19 protein-coding genes are annotated in these 19,313 nt (G+C 63.3%); 10 read left to right on the top strand and 9 right to left on the bottom strand.

Features of this window, described 5'->3' with window-relative positions:
- Window positions 1–61: 61 nt before the first annotated feature.
- Complete coding sequence (locus A7X77_RS09000) at window positions 62–3,832, top strand: FecR domain-containing protein (RefSeq protein WP_064682601.1); 3,771 nt, start codon at window positions 62–64, stop codon at window positions 3,830–3,832.
- Window positions 3,832–5,802, top strand: coding sequence for a CHASE2 domain-containing protein (locus A7X77_RS09005; RefSeq protein ID WP_064682602.1), 1,971 nt, complete (start codon window positions 3,832–3,834; stop codon window positions 5,800–5,802). Before A7X77_RS09000 ends, A7X77_RS09005 begins: the two co-directional genes overlap by 1 nt.
- A gap of 18 nt (window positions 5,803–5,820) precedes the next feature.
- Here the strand turns inward: A7X77_RS09005 and A7X77_RS09010 are convergent, their stop codons facing one another.
- Entirely contained in the window at window positions 5,821–6,408 is a 588-nt protein-coding gene (locus A7X77_RS09010) for a TetR/AcrR family transcriptional regulator (protein WP_064682603.1), read from the bottom strand.
- A gap of 139 nt (window positions 6,409–6,547) precedes the next feature.
- On the opposite strand from A7X77_RS09010, the gene A7X77_RS09015 reads away from it, so the two are divergent.
- Together A7X77_RS09015 and A7X77_RS09020 are read left to right on the top strand one after the other, a co-directional pair.
- A complete protein-coding gene (locus A7X77_RS09015; RefSeq protein WP_064682604.1) occupies window positions 6,548–7,105 on the top strand; it encodes a DUF308 domain-containing protein in 558 nt (185 codons plus the stop codon).
- Window positions 7,106–7,259: 154 nt separating this feature from the next.
- On the top strand, window positions 7,260–8,240 hold the full coding sequence (locus A7X77_RS09020) for an SDR family oxidoreductase (protein ID WP_064682605.1): 981 nt from the start codon (window positions 7,260–7,262) through the stop codon (window positions 8,238–8,240).
- 160 nt (window positions 8,241–8,400) lie between these two features.
- Here the strand turns inward: A7X77_RS09020 and A7X77_RS09025 are convergent, their stop codons facing one another.
- Entirely contained in the window at window positions 8,401–9,153 is a 753-nt protein-coding gene (locus A7X77_RS09025) for a nucleotidyltransferase domain-containing protein (protein ID WP_064682752.1), read from the bottom strand.
- Between the two features lie 275 nt (window positions 9,154–9,428).
- Here A7X77_RS09025 and A7X77_RS09030 point away from each other — a divergent pair, with 275 nt between their 5' ends.
- Together A7X77_RS09030 and A7X77_RS09035 are read left to right on the top strand one after the other, a co-directional pair.
- The gene (locus tag A7X77_RS09030) at window positions 9,429–10,124 is read left to right on the top strand and encodes a fumarylacetoacetate hydrolase family protein (protein ID WP_064682606.1); all 696 of its coding nucleotides are present in this window, start codon (window positions 9,429–9,431) and stop codon (window positions 10,122–10,124) included.
- Window positions 10,125–10,134: 10 nt separating this feature from the next.
- Window positions 10,135–10,665 (top strand): gamma carbonic anhydrase family protein, encoded by a 531-nt coding sequence (locus tag A7X77_RS09035; RefSeq protein ID WP_064682607.1) that lies wholly within the window; start codon window positions 10,135–10,137, stop codon window positions 10,663–10,665.
- 317 nt (window positions 10,666–10,982) lie between these two features.
- Here the strand turns inward: A7X77_RS09035 and A7X77_RS09040 are convergent, their stop codons facing one another.
- Together A7X77_RS09040 and A7X77_RS09045 are read right to left on the bottom strand one after the other, a co-directional pair.
- Window positions 10,983–11,684, bottom strand: coding sequence for a methyltransferase family protein (locus A7X77_RS09040; protein WP_064682608.1), 702 nt, complete (start codon window positions 11,682–11,684; stop codon window positions 10,983–10,985).
- Window positions 11,685–11,814: 130 nt separating this feature from the next.
- Entirely contained in the window at window positions 11,815–12,216 is a 402-nt protein-coding gene (locus A7X77_RS09045) for a hypothetical protein (protein WP_064682609.1), read from the bottom strand.
- Window positions 12,217–12,508: 292 nt separating this feature from the next.
- Between A7X77_RS09045 and A7X77_RS09050 the strand changes: the two genes are divergently transcribed.
- On the top strand, window positions 12,509–12,868 hold the full coding sequence (locus tag A7X77_RS09050; protein WP_064682610.1) for a hypothetical protein: 360 nt from the start codon (window positions 12,509–12,511) through the stop codon (window positions 12,866–12,868).
- A 15-nt stretch (window positions 12,869–12,883) separates the two neighbouring features.
- Here A7X77_RS09050 and A7X77_RS09055 read toward each other — a convergent pair whose 3' ends face one another.
- From A7X77_RS09055 to A7X77_RS09070, 4 genes are all read right to left on the bottom strand, one after another.
- Window positions 12,884–13,282, bottom strand: a complete 399-nt coding sequence (locus A7X77_RS09055) for an ester cyclase (protein WP_064682611.1) — start codon at window positions 13,280–13,282, stop codon at window positions 12,884–12,886.
- A gap of 356 nt (window positions 13,283–13,638) precedes the next feature.
- The gene (locus A7X77_RS09060) at window positions 13,639–14,037 is read right to left on the bottom strand and encodes a Fur family transcriptional regulator (RefSeq protein WP_004679676.1); all 399 of its coding nucleotides are present in this window, start codon (window positions 14,035–14,037) and stop codon (window positions 13,639–13,641) included.
- Window positions 14,034–14,849, bottom strand: a complete 816-nt coding sequence (gene znuB, locus A7X77_RS09065) for a zinc ABC transporter permease subunit ZnuB (RefSeq protein WP_064682612.1) — start codon at window positions 14,847–14,849, stop codon at window positions 14,034–14,036. The genes A7X77_RS09060 and znuB overlap by 4 nt, the downstream gene beginning before the upstream one ends.
- Complete coding sequence (locus A7X77_RS09070; protein ID WP_064682613.1) at window positions 14,842–15,744, bottom strand: ATP-binding cassette domain-containing protein; 903 nt, start codon at window positions 15,742–15,744, stop codon at window positions 14,842–14,844. Before A7X77_RS09070 ends, znuB begins: the two co-directional genes overlap by 8 nt.
- A 101-nt stretch (window positions 15,745–15,845) precedes the next feature.
- Between A7X77_RS09070 and znuA the strand changes: the two genes are divergently transcribed.
- From znuA to A7X77_RS33435, 3 genes are all read left to right on the top strand, one after another.
- Window positions 15,846–16,925, top strand: coding sequence for a zinc ABC transporter substrate-binding protein ZnuA (gene znuA, locus A7X77_RS09075; protein ID WP_064682614.1), 1,080 nt, complete (start codon window positions 15,846–15,848; stop codon window positions 16,923–16,925).
- Between the two features lie 112 nt (window positions 16,926–17,037).
- Window positions 17,038–18,243: a zinc metallochaperone GTPase ZigA gene (zigA, locus tag A7X77_RS09080; protein ID WP_064682615.1), complete on the top strand. Its 1,206-nt coding sequence runs from the start codon at window positions 17,038–17,040 to the stop codon at window positions 18,241–18,243.
- Window positions 18,240–18,413 (top strand): hypothetical protein, encoded by a 174-nt coding sequence (locus A7X77_RS33435; protein WP_197486814.1) that lies wholly within the window; start codon window positions 18,240–18,242, stop codon window positions 18,411–18,413. Before zigA ends, A7X77_RS33435 begins: the two co-directional genes overlap by 4 nt.
- Window positions 18,414–18,736: 323 nt before the next feature.
- On the opposite strand, the gene A7X77_RS09085 is transcribed toward A7X77_RS33435, so the two are convergent.
- Window positions 18,737–19,012 carry an RcnB family protein gene (locus A7X77_RS09085; RefSeq protein ID WP_064682753.1) on the bottom strand — a complete coding sequence of 92 codons (276 nt, stop codon included), beginning with the start codon at window positions 19,010–19,012 and terminating at the stop codon, window positions 18,737–18,739.
- Window positions 19,013–19,313: the final 301 nt, after the last annotated feature.

Genomic DNA, 19,313 nt, shown 5'->3' on the forward strand with positions numbered 1-19,313 from the left:
AACGTGCTTGACTTTTCCACTCTGCAAAGACAAAGGGGAAGCGGGGAATGGGGTCGAGGTCATGCGGGGTTATTCCAATAACATCTGTCGCATCGGGGTGGTGCTGGCGTTTGCCGTGCCCGGTTTCGGGCTGCCTGTCATGGCCGATCCCGTGCCGCGCGCAACGCCTGCGGCCGGCTCCGTCATCGCCCGCAAGACCGGCGAGGAGGTCCGTTTCATCGACGTATCGGACTGGCGCGTCGTCGACATCAACCAGGATCTTCTGACCGGCGACGTGCTGCGTACCAATGCCAACGGCCAACTCGCCATCGTCTTTTCCGATCACACCCAGGTCCGCCTCGGCCGCAATTCCTCGCTGCAGGTCAAGAAGATGGCGGCGAGCGGCGATACGGTTCTCAATCTGCAGTCCGGCACGATCTGGGCGCGTGCCGAGCGCGGCGGCCAGGGCCTGACGGTCGAGACGCCTGCGGCAGCCGCCGCCATCCGCGGAACCGACTGGACGATGACGGTCGAGGGCGCCAAGACCTCGATGATCGTGCTGGAAGGCCGCGTCGCGCTCTCCAACCCGCAGGGCAGCGTCGAGGTGAGCCAGGGCGAAGGAGCGGTCGCCACCATCGGCCAGGCGCCGACGAAGATCATCAGCGTCAATCCCGACGACCGCGAGCAGATGCTGTTCTATCTCGACCTGCGCGACGGCTTCGACCTGATGCCGACGTCGCCGCTGCGGGCCGACCGCATGGCCGCGGAGCGGCGCCGCCTGCTGGCGCTGCCGCCGGAGCGGCGCACGACCGAAGACTGGCTGGAACTCGCCGAAGTGCAGAGCGCCTTCGACGGCCGCCAGGCCGCGGCCGCAACCTTGCAGAAGATCCGCGGCCGCAAGCTGACAGCGGCCCAGCAGGCGCGCGTCGACCTGATCGACGCCACCATCGCCGGCTCGGAGAAGCGCTACGGCGATGCCGCCAGGCTGTTTCGGAAGGCCCTGCCGCATCTCGACCCGACGCGTCGCAACATGGCGCAATTCGGCGGCTATTTTGCCCGCTCGCTCGCCGATCCCGCCCTTGCCGAACAGCCCCCGGCCAATACGACCGGCCCCTATGGCGCGATCATGCAGGCCTATACGACGGGCTTCCTGAAGGACCCGCGCGCGGCAATCGAGATCATCAAGAAAGCCGAGCAGCGCTACCCCGACGATCCGACCCTGCCGGCAGTCCGCGCAGAGCTGGCAGAACTCACCGATGACCGCGAGCAGATGAAGGCAGCGATAGAACGCTCGCTGTCGCTCGACCCCGATCATCCGATGGCGCTCTCCGCCCGGGCGAGCTACAAGGCGGTGTATGAGAGCGACATCAACGGCGCGCTTGCCGACCTGAATCGCGCTATCGAGCTTGCCCCCGGTGGGTCAAGCACGCTGAATTCGCTCGGCCTGCTGCAAAGCTCGCGCGATGCCAATGGCGAAGCGGAAAAGGCCTTCAAGAAGGCGATCGAACTCGATCCGCAGGATCCGCTGCTGCACGCCAACCTGGCAATCCTCTATCTCGACCAGGGGCGGATGAAGGAAGCCAAACGCGAGATCGACACGTCAATCGCCCTCGATCCGTCCTTCGACATCGCCCTGCTCGCCCGCGGCCGCTATTACCTGCAAACCGGCGAACGCGACAAGGCACTGCAAGACCTGCTTTCCGCCAGCACCGCCAACCCGGCGCATTCGCAATCCCAGCTGATGCTCGCCGCCGCCCATTATGAAAAAGGCGACCGCATTCCGTCGCAGCAGGCGCTCGACAATGCCGACCGGCTCGACGACAACGACCCGGCTATCTCGGCCTTCCGTACTGCGGTCGATATCGACGATTACGACGCCGACGGCGCGATCCGCAACGCTCAGGAATATCTGCGCCGTTCGCGCGCCCGCGGCGGCGATTACAGCTCGCTCGGCGCCAATGCGAGCGCCGGCTCGACGCTCAACAACGCCTTCCGCCTGCAGGGCCTTGATGCTTGGGGCCGTTATTACGGCGATGCCGCCTTCGACCCCTTCAAAGGCACCGGTTACATCGACCAATCGATCAAGGGCAGCATCTTCCCCTATGTCAACGCGACCAGCTTCAGCGACGACAACATCATCCAGAACCGCGGCAACGCGTCGAGCTACTCGTCTTTCATCCAGGGGCTGCTCATTTCTCCGCACATGCTGTCGGGCCGTTCGCGCTCGGCAACGCTGTTCGACGTACCCTTCATCGAAGGCTCGCTCGGCGGCGGCATCAACAGCGTCGACGGCCATACCAGACGCATCGGCGAAGCCGATATCCAGGGCTATTCCAACGAGACGATCCCGATCAGCTTCTATGGCAACCTGACTTGGGAAGAACTGGCGCTCGATGGGGACTATCGCGACTTCGGCGGATATGCGACCGACAATAAGCTGCTCAGCGGAAACGGCTATCTGACGGCGACGGTGACGCCGGATGACCGCGTCGTGGCCTATTTCAATCATGCCAACAATGATGGAACGTTGAATGCGCTGTCGACGGACCCCTCGCTCTCGGACGCGCTGAACCCCGTATTGCGCTTTTTCGGTTTGCCCCTGGCGCCGGACGAACTGCCGCTCTACACAACTCGGCGAGACACCACCCGACTTACCAGCGCCGGCCTTGGCTGGAGCCATACTTTCGCCTATGAGAACGTCCTCAACGCTGCTGTGCTCTATCAGCAGACCGAAGCCAAAACCACCAACGACATACAATTCGACTGGGCAGACGTGCCGCTTCTCGGCGGCCCCGGCCGGGACATTAGGCCTTTCCTGCAAACCAGCGACGAGAATGACTCGAAGGCCTACATCGCGGCCCTCAGCCACATTATTGGCGACGGGTCGCTGACCTGGCGTTACGGCGTCGAGGGCGGCTGGCTCGACGCGTCGCGCGAGACCTATTTCCATCTCGAGGATGTCATTCCAGGCCTCGTCGACGGCGTAACCGACGGACCCACGAAAGTTGAGACCCGCATCAATATTGGCCGCGCCTATATCGATCTCCTGCACGAAATCACGCCGAACCTGAAGGCCGAATATGCGCTCTTCGGCACGCGCCTGGAAGGCGACGGCGTTGACGTCAGCCGGCTCGAACCACGCTTCGGCCTTGCCTGGGCGCCGACGCAGAACCATTGGCTGCGCGCCGCTTTCATGCGCCAGAGCGCCGACACGGGCGTTCCCACGCTTGCGCCGATCGGCATCCTTGGCCTTCAGGCGAACCAGTTTTCCGTTGGCACTGAGGGGTACGTCGATACGGCGGCCTTTCAATGGGATGCCGAATGGACCGATGGTCTGTTCACCACGGTGGAGTACCAGCATCAGGAGCTCCATGATTTTTCGATCGGTCTACCCCTGATCGCTCTCCCGGCCATCGACAGCTTTCCGCTCTCGCGCGGCAGCATCGACCGCGCCGCCGTCACCGCCAATGTTGCGCTCGGCAACGGTTTCGGTCTTTCGGCCACCTACGCCTACATGGATTCGGAAAACAAGGATCCGGGGACCTTCAATTACGGTGGCTCCCTGCCCTATATCCCGAAGAATTCCGGCCAGATCGCGCTGACCTGGGTCAACGAGGCCAAGGTCAAGGCGACGGTGGCGGCAAATTACATCGGCGAGCGCGACGGCGACGATCTCGGCACCAAGCTCGACGACTATTGGAGCCTCGACGCCCACCTTGTCTGGGAACCCTTCGACAAGCGCATCGAGCTGGAGGCCGCCGCCTATAACCTGCTCGACGAAGAGTTCGAGATCACGCCCGGCGTGCCCGGCTGGGGCCGCGCTTTCAAGGGCACGCTCAAAGTCCGCTTCTGATGCGGACGCAGGAGAAGGCCCGCCAGGCAAGGCAGACCGGCAGCCGCCAATTGAGGCTGCTCGTGCTTTCGCTGACGACGCTGATCGCCATCTCTTTGCTGTCGCGCCTGCCCGCCTGGTCGCTGCTGGAGCTTAGAAGCTTCGACTATCTCTCGACCGTCGACGATCCCCGTCCGCCGCCCGGCGGCCCCGTCATCGTCGCGATCGACGAACCCTCGCTCGCCGATATCAACGCGCAATGGCCCTGGCCGCGCAGCCTGCATGCCGAGCTCATCCGTCAGCTGCGCGCCGCCGGCGCCCGTGTCATAGGTCTCGACATCATCATGGCCGAGCCCTCGAACCCGGATAATGACGCGGCGATCACCAAGGCCGTCGGTCCGGATGTCGTGCTTGCCGGCGATGAAACGCTGATCGAGACGCCGCAGGCCTCGCAGCTGATCCGCGCGACACCGCTGCCGCAGCTGACGGAAGCAGGTGCCGTGACCGGCATCGCCTCGATCGATCTCAGCGGCGACGGCATCTTTCGGCGCATTCCGGGCTATGAGGACGGCTTTGCCGCCATGCTGGCCAAGGCGGCCGGCGTGGCTCCCGAAACCCTGCCGGCCGGCCAACTCATCCAATCCTTCGGCCCGGCCCGCAGCTATCCCACCGTCTCTTATTATCAGGCGCTCGACCCGAAGGGCCTGCTGCCGCCGGATTTTTTCAAGGACCGCGTCGTGCTCGTCGGCCTCAGCCTGCAGAATGCGCCCGCGATCGACAAGGGCGGCGTCGACGCCTTTGCGACGCCCTACACGGTGCATACCGGCAAGCTCGTCTCCGGCGTCGAGATCCAGGCGACGATCTACGACAATATCCGCCGCGGCCTTTCGATCGCCGAAGCCCGGCTGCCGACCGTCGCCGCCTGCATCCTCATATCGGTGCTGCTGGCCGCCACCACCGTCTGGCGCTCGACCGGATGGCTGACGATCGTCACCAGTGTCGCCGCCCTCCTCGCCTTCGCGGCCGTCAGTGCCGCCGGCATCCGCCTTGCCCATGTCTTCGTCTCGCCGCTCGGCCCGACAGTCGCCTATATCTCCGTCGTCTTCGGCCAGGCGGCCTTCGATTACGCCGAGGAGCGCCGCAACAAGCGCCAGATCATCCGCGCCTTCGCCCAATATATCTCGCCCGACCTCGTCAAGCGCCTATCGAACGATCCCTCGCAGCTAAGGCTTGGCGGCGAGCGGCGCACGCTCTCGGTGCTGTTCTCAGACGTGCGCGGCTTCACCACCATCGCCGAGACGCTGAAGGACGATCCAGAGCAGCTGACCGGCCTGATCAACCGACTGCTGACGCCGCTCTCCGACGTAGTCATGGATCACGGCGGCACGATCGACAAATATATGGGCGACTGCATCATGGCCTTCTGGAATGCGCCGCTCGACGATCCCGATCACGCGCTGCACGCTGTGCGCGCCTCGCTCGCCATGCAGGCGGCGATTTCGAGGCTGAACACTCAGCTGGAGCGGGAGGCGGCAGCCCTCGGCCGCAAGCCGCACGTCCTGAAGATGGGCGTCGGCATCAACACCGGCGAATGCATCGTCGGCAACATGGGCTCGACCCGCCGCTTCGATTATTCCTGCCTCGGCGACAGCGTCAACCTCGCCTCCCGCCTCGAAGGCGCTTCGAAGAATTACGGCGTGGCGCTGCTGCTCGGCGAAGAAACCGCAAGGCTCGTGGCCGCCAGCTACACCGTCGTCGAACTCGACCGCATCATCGTCAAAGGCCGCACCGTCCCCTCACCCGTCTTCACCGTCGTGCACAAGGCCGACGCCGCAGCGCTGGCCGCGCATGAGGCGTTTATCCAGGCGAAATATGCCGGAACGCTGATGCCGTCCGATGCCGTTTTCGACAGACTGACGGCCGGTATTCCTGAGCTTGCGGCCTATTACATCCTCGTGCGGGATGCCTTGACCGCCGACGGGAAGGAATGATGTAGCGGTGGTCACCGCTCAGCAACTCGACGCCCGCAGCCCCGCAATCTCAGGTCCAACCACCGCGATGAACAATCCGGGATCGCCGAGAGCCCTCGCCGAGAGCATCGCCCCATGAACCGAGGCCATCAGCATCTGCGCCTGCTCTTCCGGCCGCCTGTCCAGCCGGAACAGGCCCTGCTCCACGCCGGACTGCAGCACCGAGGTCAGCCATGCCGCCAGATTTCGGAAATGGGCGCGCACGCGCAACGCCACCTCATCGGGCAGCATCTGCATTTCGCTGGCAAGCATGGCGCAGACGCAGAAGGGCTGCGAGGCGTTCTCGATGCAGGAACGCCAGTAGTCGATGTAGAACTGCAGCTGATCGGCGGGGCTTGCGGCCTGCTCGAGCAGCGACTGCAAACCCGCCTGCGCCTGCATGGTGTAGCGATCGACCAGCACCGCGACCAACTCTGCCTTGGCAGGAAAATGATGGTGGATGCTCGCCTTGCGGATGCCGATCGCGTCCGAGATGTCGGCATAGCTGAAGCCGTTATAGCCGCCCGCCACGATGAGCGATTGGGCGACATCGAGGATCTTGTCGGAGGTCGAAGCCACTGATTTCATAGCGTCGCCTACCTTCTGGTAGGAAGACCGTCAAGCCCTGAGGCTCCTCTCTCCCGTTCACAAGAAGGTGTGCGCGAACCGAATTGACTCCGTCTGTTCGCCTTCCTACTAGTAGGTAGACAAACAAAGGAACATGTCTATGCAAACTCGATCTTCGAACCAGTCCGACTGGCTGCGATCCTATTATTTCACCCGCGCCGCATTTTCGCTCATCTGGATTGGTGCCGCCATTCTCCTCGCCGGCCAGCCGGGCGCTGCGGCTTTCCTGCTGGTGATCTATCCCTTGTGGGATGCGCTCGCCAATCTGGTCGACGCCCGGGTTAATGGCGGCCTGCGGGCCAATCCGTCGCAGACGCTGAATGTCGCGGTCAGCACGGTCACGGCGCTCGCCGTCATCATCGCGCTTGGCGTCGGCACCCATGCGGTCCTCGCCGTGTTCGGGGCCTGGGCCATCCTCTCGGGCCTGTTGCAGCTCTATACCGGCGCAAGGCGCTGGCGCACCGAAGGCGCCCAATGGGTGATGATCCTGAGCGGCGCGCAGTCCGCCCTTGCTGGCGGCTTCATGATCGGCCGATCGCTCGGCACCGCCATCCCGACGATCCTCGATATCGTGCCTTACGCAGGTTTCGGTGCATTCTACTTCCTGCTCTCCTCGATCTGGCTTGCAGTCGCAGCCTATCGCAAGGCGCATGCATAAGCGCGATCACGCCCTGCGGCGGCAAACGCGCCGCCGCAGGGAGTCGCATCGGCCCATTCAACATCTCGGCAACTGGAGATTTGCGGAAGACGATGACATTCTTTCACGCTATGAAGGGTGATCACAGTCCGCCCCAGACCCCGAGGTCACTCCCATGGCTTTGAAAGTTCTCTTCATTGGCGGCACCGGCCAGATTTCCTACCCTTGCGTCGAACGCGCCGTCGCCGCGGGCCACCACGTCGGCGTATACAATCGCGGCTTGAGAGATGCCGCCCTGCCCGCCGGTGTCACCTCGATCGTCGGCGAACTGGGGTCGAGCGCCTACGCCGATCTCGCCAAGGCCCGATATGACGTCGTCTGCCAGTTCATCGCCTTCACACCCGATCAGGTCGTCCGCGATATCGAGGTTTTCTCCGGCAATTGCGGCCAGTACGTCTTCATCTCTTCGGCCTCCGTCTACGAAAAGCCGCCGCGTCACTACGTGATCACCGAAGAGACGCCGGCGATCAATCCCTACTGGCCCTATAGCCAGGCCAAAATAGCCTGCGAGGAACTGCTGAAAAAATCCGGCAATCTCACCTGGACGATCGTGCGCCCCAGCCACACCGTGCGCACCGGCCTGCCGATCATGATGGGCGACAGCGACATCATGGCACGGCGCATGCTGGACGGCGAGCCGATCATCGCCGCCGGCGACGGCCACACGCCCTGGACGCTCACCCGTTCGGTCGATTTCGCCGTGCCTTTCGTGGGCCTGTTCGGCAAGCAGGCGGCGCTCAACGAGATTTTCCACATCACCTCCGACCGCGCGCATATATGGGACGACATCCAGAAGACGATCGCAAGGCTGCTCGGCGTCGAGGCAAAGATCGTCCACGTGCCGACGGACACGCTGATCCGCTACAACGCGGAATGGGTCGGCCCGCTCCTCGGCGACAAGGCCTGGACCGCGATCTTCGACAATTCGAAGGTCAAGCGGGTGGCGGGCGACTTCACCTGTGCCGAAAACCTCGACGAAATCCTCGCCGACTCGATCATGCACCTCAAGCAGCGCCTGGCCAAAAGCCGGCCGCCAAGGGGCGAGTTGGATGCGCTGATCGACAGGATTTGCGCCGAGCAAGGAGCTCTTGGTTAGGTTTTAGCGCGGCATCCTCCAACGCTCCTCATCCTGATGCGCGCAGGCCAAGGGCCGGAGCCTCGAAGGGCACGCGCCGACGCTGCTCCTCGCCCTTCGAGGCCCATGCGGGGCATCTCAGGATGAGGCTCTCTTGGGCGCGGGCGCCTTGGCGGCATGATTATTCCCGCCGCCGCGCCTCCAACGGAGCCTCCTGCCTGAAGCCGTCGAAACGGCGGCCGCCGTGCGAAGCGACCTCGCGGTCGGCCAATGCGAGGAGCCGGCCGCCATCGCCCTGCGCCGCCAGCCTGAACGCCGCATCGAAATCGTCCGCCAATTGCACATCGAGCCTGCGTATGAGGCGCGGCGCCCATTTGCCGCGGCCGGTCCATGCGCCGCGCCCGAGCAGCATCAGGTCGGCAAGCTTCTGGTAGAGAGCCGCGGCGATGGCGGCGATTTCTTCCGGCGGGCGGTCGCCGCGCAGGTCATCGGCAAGATCGGTGACCTGATAGCGCAGCATGTCGTAACTCGCGCCGGCAAGCGGCTTTGGCCCTGCCGCCAGCACATCCGCCGCCCTCGCCTGGATCAGGCGCGCGCGCTCGCTCTCCGGCCCGACGATGCTGCCGGTTGCAACCATATTGACCATGATGGGATAGCCGCTCTCGGCATCGGCATGAAGATAATGCGCCAGCGTCTCTTCGTCGTGGACGAAGGCCTCGACAGGGAAATCCCCTTCGGTGAAGGATTCCCGCCAGGCTCTTTCCAGCGACGGAAACACCACGACCAGGTCGATATCCGAAAATACGGTGCCCTCGCCGCGCATGAGCGAGCCGGAGACATAGGCGAAGGCGGCCCCGGCATAGCGGCTGGCAAGGGCGCGGCGGGCGGCGGCAAGCGCCCGCTCGGCAATGATCTGTTTCTGGATATGGTCCACGATCTCGTCCTCGAATGGGGAGACGAGCGGCAACAAAAAACCCGCTCGTTTCCGGCGGGTTGGGTCTCGGCAGAATGAACGGAATTCAGTTCACGCGTCCGCCACCCACCGCCAGGCGGCGGTCGTAGACGTCGTGGAGACTGCGAAATTCCTGCTCATGGAGGACAGCGTAGCGCCCGGCGACGGCAGCGTCAATCCGGCAAGAATGCTTCCCCGCCCCGCAGTTTTGCGTCTAAGATGCGCCAAAGACTCGATGAACACAGGAAGGTCCGCCCATGTCCGAGCCCGCCACCGTCATCCCGCTTCCCGCTCCGGTTCTGCTGCCGGTGGATGGCCGTGACGATCGTTTTCCGGTGCGCCGTGTCTATTGCGTCGGGCGCAATTATGCCAACCATGCGATCGAGATGGGCCATGACCCGACCCGCGAGCCGCCCTTCTTCTTCCAAAAAAATGCCGACAACCTGCTGCCGGCAGGCAATGGCTTTCCCTATCCGCCGCTGTCGAGCGACGTGCATTACGAAGTCGAATGCGTGCTGGCGCTGAAAGCGGGCGGCGCGAACATCAAAGCCGAGGATGCGCTCGACTGCATCTATGGCTATGCCGTCGGCATCGATTTCACCCGCCGCGACCTGCAGGGTGAGGCCAAGAAGCTCGGCCGCCCCTGGGAACTCGCCAAGGCCTTCGAACACTCCGCCCCGGTCTCGGCGATCGTGCCGGCAAGCCGCCTCGGCCATCCCGCCAACGGCCGGATCTGGCTGGAACAGAACGGCAAACTCGTTCAGGACGGCGACATCAACCAGATGATCTGGAAGGTGCCGGAGATCATCGCAGAGCTCTCCAAGCTCTTCGTGCTCGCGCCCGGCGATGTCATCATGACCGGCACGCCGGCCGGCGTCGGCGCGGTGTCGAAGGGCGACCGCATCACCTGCGGCATCGACGGCGTGGCGACGCTATCGGTCGACGTCGTGTGAGGAGAGGCCCATGCCCATCTACGCGCTCGGAGGACTGACCCCGAAGCTGCCGCCCGCCGGCCTCCACTGGATCGCGCCGGATGCGCATGTGATCGGCGATATCGAACTCGGCGAGAATGTCGGCATCTGGTTCGGCTCGGTGCTGCGCGGCGACAATGAGAAGATCACCATCGGCGCCGGCACCAACATCCAGGAAGGCGTCATGGCCCATACCGACATGGGCTTTCCGCTGACGACGGGGGAGAACTGCACCATCGGCCACCACGCCATCCTGCACGGCTGCACGCTCGGCGACAACGTGCTGATCGGTATGGGCGCGACGATCCTCAACGGCGCGAAAATCGGCAACAACTGCCTCGTCGGCGCCAATGCGCTGGTGACCGAAGGCAAGGTGTTTCCCGATAATTCGCTCATCGTCGGGGCACCAGGCCGTGTCGTGCGGGTGCTGGATGAGAAGGCCGTCGAGGGCATCAGGCGTTCGGCAGAGAATTATGTGAAGAATTGGCAGCGGTTTGCGCGGGATCTGAAGCAGATCGGGTGAACTGGCGGAGGTTTCTCTCCAGGAATATATCCTCCATCTGCCTTTCGCTTGCCGCCAAGGCGCTCGTCGCTCTCGCTCCTCACCCCGTCATCTGCCCTAACGGGCATCTTCTTCCCGCTGGGGCTAAGGGGAGCAAGCCGCACGGGTCCTCGTTCTCATAGCGAACGTTTCAAAGGGAGCGAGACGCTGCGGTGATTCCGCTTCTCCCCGGCGGGAGAAGATGCCGGCAGGCAGATGAGGGGGTGAGGGGGTGAGGGGCTGAGCCGCGAATGCACGGAGCGCAGCGAAGGGCAACATAGGCACACCACAATCACCCCTCACCACACACCCGGAACCCACCGCCACCGCACCCGCTCCATATATTCCGCATATCCCTCGAGCCCCCGGCGCAATTCCATCTCCTCCCCGAGCGTCCGCCCGAACAGCACGACGACCAACAGGCCCGCGGGAATCAGCGCGTAGAGCGAGCCGAGCGACAGCGCCATGCCGGCGGCGAGCACGATGGCGAAGGCATAGCCCGGGTGACGGATGACGGCATAGGGGCCGCTGTCGATGACCTTGTGGTCGCGATCGGTCTGGATGCGCACGGTCGGCTCGAAATGGCGGTTGACCGATTGCGCCCAGGTGAGGCCGAGATAACCCGCCGTCATCAGGAGATAGCCGATCAGCACGAGCCAGCCCGGCTGCGGCGCCCAGTGGAAGCGCCCGTCATCGAAGGCGCCGACCGGAAGGATGGCGGCGAAGAGGATGATCGTCAGCGTCGCCACCACGGCGTCCCATGGCTTGGTGCCCTTCTGATATCGGCTGCGCGCCGCAAACAGCTCCGGATTCGTCCGCCAGATCCAGGCGATCGCGAAGGCCGTCAGCAGGATGAAGAGACCGAGGAACATCCAGCCGCGCGGCCAGTCGAGCCGGCCCGCCGGCCAGAACAGCGCAGCGAACATGACGATGACTGTTATGGCGAGCGAGCCGAGCGATGGCGCGACGGCCTCGCCGAACCGTGTCTGCTCCTGTGTCATGACCGTTCTCCGCTCCCGCGGACGCGCCCCCGCTGCCGGCAGATGCCGCCCAGGTCTAACAGCCCCAAACCTGATTTAGGAGGTGAAAGGCGCGCAGCAAGCCGACGGCACCGACGAAATGAAAGCCGCCCTACTCCGCCGCTTCCAGAAACTGGCTCGCGCCGGACGAAGCGGCGAGTGCCCGAACCCTGGCTTCGGTCTTGGCAATCAGCTGATAGAATTCGTCCTGCGCTTCGACATCCAGCTGAATGACGGCGTTGACGTCGTCGGGCGTGTCGCAGATGCAGGCGACCGCCGAAATGGGACAAATGCCACCGGGATAACGCTTGCCGGTGCCGGTATAGGCACGGCGGCCCCAGCGCTCGGAATAGACCGTTTCCTCGCGGTCGAGATGGAGGATCGTTCCCTTGCAGGCGGTCACGATGGCTGCCTTGCCGTAAGCGAACCAATGATAGTTCAGCTTGCGGAGAATATATTTGCCAGTGATGTCTTCGCCGGCGAGCTCGGCCGGATTTTCTATCATTCGGATCATGACAGGGTCCTCAACATTTCAGCAATATCCGTCATCTCTCCTTGCGTCGCAAGTCGAAAAACGCTGCTTTTGTAGGGACTTAGTCACAAAGTGTTTCTGATTCTTACATTTTGCACGCCTCAGGCGGCAAGTCGGACATGCAATTCTTCCTCGAATTTGGCGCGGCCGCACCCGAATTCCGCCTTTTCCGAGGCGTGGCCCATGCCCTCTTGCGATTTTTTCGCTCAGAACCGATATGTCTCCATGACGGCCCGCCCTCGCCAACCGCTGGAACCGTCGGCAGGAGAATTTTATGGTCGACGCGATCAAACCCATCACCTCCACTGCCGCATCAGAGCCCACCAAGATCGGCATCAGCACGTCGATCGACGCCGAGCCCGACAATGCCTGGATCGCCGCCCGCCAGTCTGAGATCACCGCCGATCAGCTGGCATTCAAGACAGCCGTGGAAAAGGAAGCGGCAAACGATCTCATCCCGCATGCCGATCTCCTCGTCGATGACGAGGAGGCGCAAAAGCGGCGTGGGCATTCAGCGTCGGAAGACGGCGAACAGCAAACGGAACCGCTCCTTCTCTCCGGTGAAAGCGAGCGGATCGGCACCCGAAATTTCGACGACGACACGCCTTTCGGCGAGCGCACCGCCATCATCTGATCCAGCGACGGACCATCAATTCCCGCCCGCCAGCTGAGCCTCGATTGCCGTCTTGTCGACGACCGACCAGGCCTTGACGATCCTGCCGCCGCGAAATTCATAGATCACGTTCTCGGTGAAGGAGATGCGCCTGGCATTGACATCGAGGCCGAGAAACGTTGCCTTCGGCCGGCAATCGAAGCCGAGCCGGCAGGCAACATAAGGCGGATCGCAGACCAGCATCAGCACATTGAAACGAAGATCTGGAATATCGTCGAAGTCGCGCTCCAGCATGGCGATGTAGCCTTCGAGCCCAAGCCGCCGGCCATTATGGACAGCGCCGTCATCGACGAACCGGCCGAGATCCGCCCAGTCCTGCCGGTTGAGGCAGGCGATATAGCCGCGGTAGATGTCTTCGAGTTCGGTCTTGGTCACGGGCGCGCTCCTGGCTTGCCGACAGCGTCGCGGCAGAGATAGCGCCGAAACCCGCGCTTGCCAGCGGCGAGTGCGCCCGAGCACGAGGCGATCGTCAAGTTTAATAAGGGCAAGAACCATCTCCATTCGCCGACGGAAAATCTGTCGGCGACCTTAGTCCACCCACCCTCATTCCTGTGCTCGTCACAGGAATCCAGTGCGCCCAAGTCCTTGGGCGCGGGGACTTTTTTTGAAAAGTAGTAAGTCATTCACCGCGCGGACGCGCGGTGGCTGGATTCCTGTGACGAGCACAGGAATGAGGGAGGAGAGCTTAGCGCCCCGAACGAAACCCCGTCGGCGCGATAGGATATGGCCACTTACGCCGCACAGGCCTCGCACAGACCGCGGATCTCGATCGTCGTTTTCTCCGGCTTGAATTTCTGCCCGCGTACCCAGGCCATCAAGCGATGGTCGACCTCATGGTCGTGGAACTCCATCACCTGACCGCAGCTTTCGCAGATGGCGAAGGCGACGATGCCGTGGCTGTGGCAATTCTCGCCCGGGTGGGCGCAGGCGACGAAGGAATTGATGCTTTCCAGCCGGTGCACGACGCCGTATTCGAGCAGTTTCTCCAGCGCCCGGTAGACCTGCAGCGGGGCGCGAAAACCATGATCGCGCAGCTTGTCGAGGATGGTGTAGGCGCTGAGCGGGCCTTCCGCCTTTTCGAGCACGTCGAAAACCAGCGACTGGTTCTTGGTGAGTTGCGGTGTCGTCATGAGCCTTGTCCTTGCGCGACCGCGCGATGGCGCCTGACGGGAAGCAGGCTGAGAATGAAGAGAATGAGCGCCGCGACCACGATCGATGGACCTGACGGCGTGTCGTAGGTGAGCGAACCGAACAGCCCGCCGACGACGGCCGCCGCGCCGATCAGCGAGGCGAACACCGCCATGATCTCCGGCGTGACCGAGAAACGCCGCGCCGCCGCCGCCGGAATGATCAGCAGCGAGGTGATCAGCATGATACCGACGATCTTCATGGCGATCGCGATGACGACGGCCATCAGCAGCATGAAGAACAGCCGCGCCCGCTCGGGTCTCAGCCCCTCGGCGTCGGCAAGCTCGGCATTGACGGTTGCCGCCAGAAGCGGCCGCCACAGCCAGGCAAGCGCCGCGAGCACGAACAAGCCGCCGCCCCAGATCAGCGCGATGTCGGTCCTGGAGACGGCAAGGATATCGCCGAACAGGAAAGCGATGAGATCGATCCTGACCCAGCTCATGAAGGCGACCATAACGAGGCCGATCGCCAGCGTGGCATGCGAGAGGATGCCGAGCAGCGCATCGGCCGACAGCGCCTGACGCTTCTGCAGGAAGAGCAGCAGCACCGAAACGAGAGCGGCGACGGCGAAGACGGCGAGCGTCAGGTTGAGTTCGAACAGCAGCGACAACGCCACGCCCAAGAGCGCCGAATGGGCGATCGTATCGCCGAAATAGGCCATGCGCCGCCAGATGATGAAACAGCCGAGCGGTCCCGTCGTCAGCGCCAGCCCGACGCCGGCTAGGATGGCGCGTACGAAAAAGTCGTCAAGCATGGCGGCCCTCCCCGTGGTGGGCATGGGCATGCGAATGCTCATGCCCGTGATGATCGTGGACATGGTTGTGCCCATGATCGTCGCCATGCACATGATGACCGTCGTCGGGGTGGCAATGGTCGGTCACCGAGCCGTCCGCATGGCGCACGCGGCCGTCGGGCAGGTGCGTATGATCGTGGTGGTGGCTGTAGACGGCTAGCGTCTCTGCCGCCCGACTTCCGAAAAGGCGCACATATTCCGGGCTGCGGCTGACGGATTCAGGCGTGCCGCGGCAGCAGACATGGCCGTTGAGGCAGATCACCGTGTCGGTCTCGGCCATGACGACGTGCAGGTCGTGCGAGATCAGTAGGATGCCGCAGCCGCTGACGTTGCGGATCGATTTGATCAGGTCGTAGAGCGCAATCTCGCCGGAAAAATCGACGCCCTGCACAGGCTCGTCGAGCACCAGCAGATCGGGCTTGCGGGCAATCGCCCGGGCCATCAGCGCCCGCTGGAATTCGCCGCCGGAGAGATGCTGCACCTCCGCATCGAGCATATGAGCAATACCGGCGGCGTCGAGGGCTGCACGCATGTCGCGCTCGGGCAGCGGGCCGGTCAGGGTCATCAGCCGGCGCACGGTAAGCGGCAGCGTCCAGTCGATCGAAAGCTTCTGCGGGACATAGCCGACCTTGAGGCCGGCCAGCCGCTCCACCCTGCCCTCGTCAGGCTTCAGCACGCCGATTGCTGCCTTGGCGCTCGTCGATTTACCGGAGCCGTTCGGCCCGATGAGCGTGACGATTTCGCCGCGCGACACGGAAAACTCGACGCCGCGCACCAGCCAGCGGCCGCCGCGCAGGACGCCGACATTCTCGAGCGAAACCAGCGGTTCGCCCTTCTTGTTTGCGGGAGAGAGCATCAAATTTTCCGACAGCGCTGTTGCATCCTGCTATTGCACACGTTATAGCATAACGCAATTGATGTAATAACATAACACTTGCAATTCAAGCGGAGCACCTGATGAAACGCGCCCCGGGCCTTGCCCTGAAAACCCTGGCCCTCAGAATTCCGGCCGTCCTCGCCATCCCGGCCCTGGCAGTCCCTGCCCTGCTCTTTGCCGGCAGCATGCGCGCCGCCGACGCGCCCGTCGTCGTCACGTCGATCAAGCCGATCCATTCGCTGGTTTCGGCAATCATGCAGGGTGTGGGCGAACCGGAGCTGATCGTCGATGGCAGCGCTTCCCCGCACACCTACAGCCTGAAGCCGTCGAATGCACGCGCGCTGCAGGAGGCCAAGGTCGTCTTCTGGGTCGGGCCGAACCTGGAAGCATTCCTGGAAAAGCCGCTCGAAGCGCTGGGCTCGAACGCCAGCGTCGTCGAGCTGGAGAATGCGCCGGGGCTGACCAAGCTGCCCTTCCGCGAAGGCGGCGCCTTCGAGGCGCATGATGATGGCGACCATGAAACCGCCGCGGCCGATGGCCACGGACATGAAGCCGCCGGCACCGGCCACGACGATGGCCACGGACATGAGGAAAACCACGCCCATCACGACGATCACGAAGAGCATGAACACGGGCATGGCGCCTTCGATACGCATCTCTGGCTCGACCCGATGAATGCAAAGGCGATGGCCGCCGTGATCACCACGACGCTGGCCGCCGCCGATCCCGCCAATGCCCTGACCTACCAGGCCAATGCGAAGGCGCTGGACGATAAGCTCATCGCGCTGGACAAGAAGATTGCCGCGACGGTCGCCCCTGTCAAGGACAAGCCCTTCGTCGTCTTCCATGACGCCTACCAATATTTCGAGCATCGCTACGGCATCCGCGTCGCCGGCTCGATCACCGTCAGCCCGGAGACCATTCCGGGCGCCGAGCGTGTCTCGGAAATCCACCGCAAGGTCGGCGAGCTCGGCGCAACCTGCGTCTTTGCCGAGCCGCAATTCGAGCCGCGCCTCGTCAAGGTCGTCATCGAAGGCACGAGCGCCAAATCGGGCGTGCTCGATCCGGAAGCGGCGACGCTGAAGGCCGGGCCGGATCTCTACTTCACCCTCATGCGCGGCATCGCCGACAGCATGAAGGCTTGCCTCTCCAGCGCATGATTGCCGTGCAATTTCCTGGAAAGAGCTGGGCGGAAAGAGGTGGATGACCCCGTTCCGCTTTTTTTCGGCACGATCAATGTAATGATATAACATTAATACCAATGAGGTTCCGATGGACAATAGGCTTCCGGTCACGGTGCTCTCCGGCTTTCTCGGCGCCGGCAAGACGACGCTGCTCAACCACGTGCTCGCCAATCGCGAGGGCATGCGCGTTGCCGTCATTGTCAACGACATGAGCGAGGTGAATATCGACGCCGCCCTGGTGCGCGATGGCGGCGCCAATCTCTCGCGCACCGAGGAACAGCTGGTCGAGATGACCAATGGCTGCATCTGCTGCACGCTGCGCGACGATCTTCTGAAGGAGGTGCGCGATCTCGCGGCACAGGGCCGCTTCGATTACCTCCTGATCGAATCCACCGGCATCGCCGAACCCCTGCCGGTCGCCACCACCTTCGAATTCCGCGACGAGAACGGAGAAAGCCTGTCCGACGTGGCAAGGCTCGATACGATGGTGACCGTCGTCGACGCCGCTAATCTCCTTGCCGATTACGCCTCCGCCGATTTCCTCGCCGACCGCGGCGAAACGGCAGGTGACGGCGACAACAGGACGATTGTCGACCTGCTTGTCGAACAGATCGAATTCGCCGATGTCGTGGTGCTAAACAAGATCGGCACGGCAAGCCTGGAACAGCGCGACGCCGCGCGGAAAATCATCACCGGCCTGAACCCGGATGCGACGCTGATCGAGGCGGATTTCGGCGAGGTGGCGCTGACGGAGGTGCTCGGTACCGGCCGCTTCGACATCGACAAGGCCGAAACTCATCCGCTCTGGTACAAGGAGCTGCACGGCTTCACGGACCATGTGCCGGAGACCGAGGAATACGGCATCCGCTCCTTCGTCTATCGCGAGAAGCGGCCGTTCCATCCGGCCAAGCTCCAGGCTTTTCTCGACAGGACCTGGCCTGGCGTGGTGCGCGCCAAAGGTTTCTTCTGGCTGGCGACCCGCCCGCACCACGTCGGCGAGATCAGCCAGGCCGGCGCGATCGTGCGCACCGGCAAGATGGGCCTCTGGTGGGCAGCCGTCCCCCGCCAACAATGGCCGCAGGAGCCCGGCTTCCTCAACGCCCTCGGCCCCTATCTCGATCCCGTCTGGGGCGACCGCCGCCAGGAAATCGTCTTTATCGGCGCCGACCCGATGGACGAAGCCTGGATCAGGAGAGAACTCGACGCCTGCCTTGTCGAAAGCGATGCCTTTATGCCGGAGCGCTGGCGCAACCTGCCTGATCCTTTCGCCAGCTGGAACAGGCAGGCCGCATGAAGGCGGTTGCGATCAAACGCTATCGCTGCGTCTGCGAGGAATGCGAGCCTTTACCGCCGATCGACGAGCTGCATCCGCAGACGCATGAGCGGGAGGCTGAGGCCGAAAGGCCGAAGCGATTGCTCGGGATCATTGCCGAGCGGGTGATGTCGCCACGCCGATGGGAGTGACGATCTATCTGTGCAGGAAACGCGTCTGATTTTGCGCAATCCGCGTTCCTCTCTCATTCCCGCGTCGGCATGCTGTGGCCACCCCCTCTGCCCTGCCGGGCATCTCCCCCACAAGGGGGGAGATCGGCTGGGCGTGATGACTTCGCCAAACAATGACAGCCTGATGTTTCCGCACGACGGCGGAGAGGGACTGGCGGGCCAACCTTTTGCCGATCTCCCCACCTGTGGGGGAGATGCCCGGCAGGGCAGAGGGGGGTGCTACACGCACGCCTCCCTCTCAGAATCTGAAAGGGCGGCCGAAGCCGCCCTTGCCATATCCGCCATCAACGCCCGGCGATGATGCTGGAGATGATACCGCTGGTGATGCCGATCAGCAGGAAGTCGTTGTCGGCGCGAACCCAGCGATAACCGCGCGGCGGAGGAGCGAGCCGGTAGCGGCGGTAGTCGTTGACGTTGGAGAAGCGGCGGCGCTCGCTGGCGTTGACGCTGTATCCCTTCTTCCAGTGCGGCCGGACGACAGTCTTGTGGATGACCACCTTCTTCTGCACGACAACAGGCGGACGGCGATGATCGTCGGCGCTGGCCTGTGAGACGACCATCGGCGAGAGAAGGAAGGAAGCGGAAAGAAGAGCGGCAAAGATCTTTTTCCATGTGCGGTTCCTCAATTTGGGCACGGGAGAAAACTAGGCCCGAAAAGATGAACTGAAACTGAAAGCTAAATTAAACTTCCGTAATGAAATCCGTGGCCTGCGCGGCGCATCTTACATTTTAGATTATCTTATACATCAACATTCGTGGCCGCCCTCGCCCTTCGAGGCCCTGACGGGGGCACCTCAGGATAAGGTCTGAGCGAAGCTGCGGCCGCCGCCGGAAACCGGAGCTGCAAGACGCACCGCTCGA

This window comes from Rhizobium bangladeshense, from assembly GCF_001662075.1.
GTDB lineage: Bacteria > Pseudomonadota > Alphaproteobacteria > Rhizobiales > Rhizobiaceae > Rhizobium > Rhizobium bangladeshense_B.

What these genes read in the sequence shown, in the direction of transcription:
- A7X77_RS09040 (WP_064682608.1), bottom strand. Translation starts at nt 11,684, where the DNA reads ATGACACAGGAGCAGACACGGTTCGGCGAGGCCGTCGCGCCATCGCTC.
- A7X77_RS09085 (WP_064682753.1), bottom strand. Translation starts at nt 19,012, where the DNA reads ATGGTCGTCTCACAGGCCAGCGCCGACGATCATCGCCGTCCGCCTGTT.
- A7X77_RS09010 (WP_064682603.1), bottom strand. Translation starts at nt 6,408, where the DNA reads ATGAAATCAGTGGCTTCGACCTCCGACAAGATCCTCGATGTCGCCCAA.
- A7X77_RS09030 (WP_064682606.1), top strand. Translation starts at nt 9,429, where the DNA reads ATGTCCGAGCCCGCCACCGTCATCCCGCTTCCCGCTCCGGTTCTGCTG.
- A7X77_RS09005 (WP_064682602.1), top strand. Translation starts at nt 3,832, where the DNA reads ATGCGGACGCAGGAGAAGGCCCGCCAGGCAAGGCAGACCGGCAGCCGC.
- A7X77_RS33435 (WP_197486814.1), top strand. Translation starts at nt 18,240, where the DNA reads ATGAAGGCGGTTGCGATCAAACGCTATCGCTGCGTCTGCGAGGAATGC.
- znuB (WP_064682612.1), bottom strand. Translation starts at nt 14,849, where the DNA reads ATGCTTGACGACTTTTTCGTACGCGCCATCCTAGCCGGCGTCGGGCTG.
- A7X77_RS09045 (WP_064682609.1), bottom strand. Translation starts at nt 12,216, where the DNA reads ATGATCCGAATGATAGAAAATCCGGCCGAGCTCGCCGGCGAAGACATC.
- A7X77_RS09060 (WP_004679676.1), bottom strand. Translation starts at nt 14,037, where the DNA reads ATGACGACACCGCAACTCACCAAGAACCAGTCGCTGGTTTTCGACGTG.
- zigA (WP_064682615.1), top strand. Translation starts at nt 17,038, where the DNA reads ATGGACAATAGGCTTCCGGTCACGGTGCTCTCCGGCTTTCTCGGCGCC.
- A7X77_RS09015 (WP_064682604.1), top strand. Translation starts at nt 6,548, where the DNA reads ATGCAAACTCGATCTTCGAACCAGTCCGACTGGCTGCGATCCTATTAT.
- znuA (WP_064682614.1), top strand. Translation starts at nt 15,846, where the DNA reads ATGAAACGCGCCCCGGGCCTTGCCCTGAAAACCCTGGCCCTCAGAATT.
- A7X77_RS09035 (WP_064682607.1), top strand. Translation starts at nt 10,135, where the DNA reads ATGCCCATCTACGCGCTCGGAGGACTGACCCCGAAGCTGCCGCCCGCC.
- A7X77_RS09070 (WP_064682613.1), bottom strand. Translation starts at nt 15,744, where the DNA reads ATGCTCTCTCCCGCAAACAAGAAGGGCGAACCGCTGGTTTCGCTCGAG.
- A7X77_RS09000 (WP_064682601.1), top strand. Translation starts at nt 62, where the DNA reads ATGCGGGGTTATTCCAATAACATCTGTCGCATCGGGGTGGTGCTGGCG.
- A7X77_RS09050 (WP_064682610.1), top strand. Translation starts at nt 12,509, where the DNA reads ATGGTCGACGCGATCAAACCCATCACCTCCACTGCCGCATCAGAGCCC.
- A7X77_RS09020 (WP_064682605.1), top strand. Translation starts at nt 7,260, where the DNA reads ATGGCTTTGAAAGTTCTCTTCATTGGCGGCACCGGCCAGATTTCCTAC.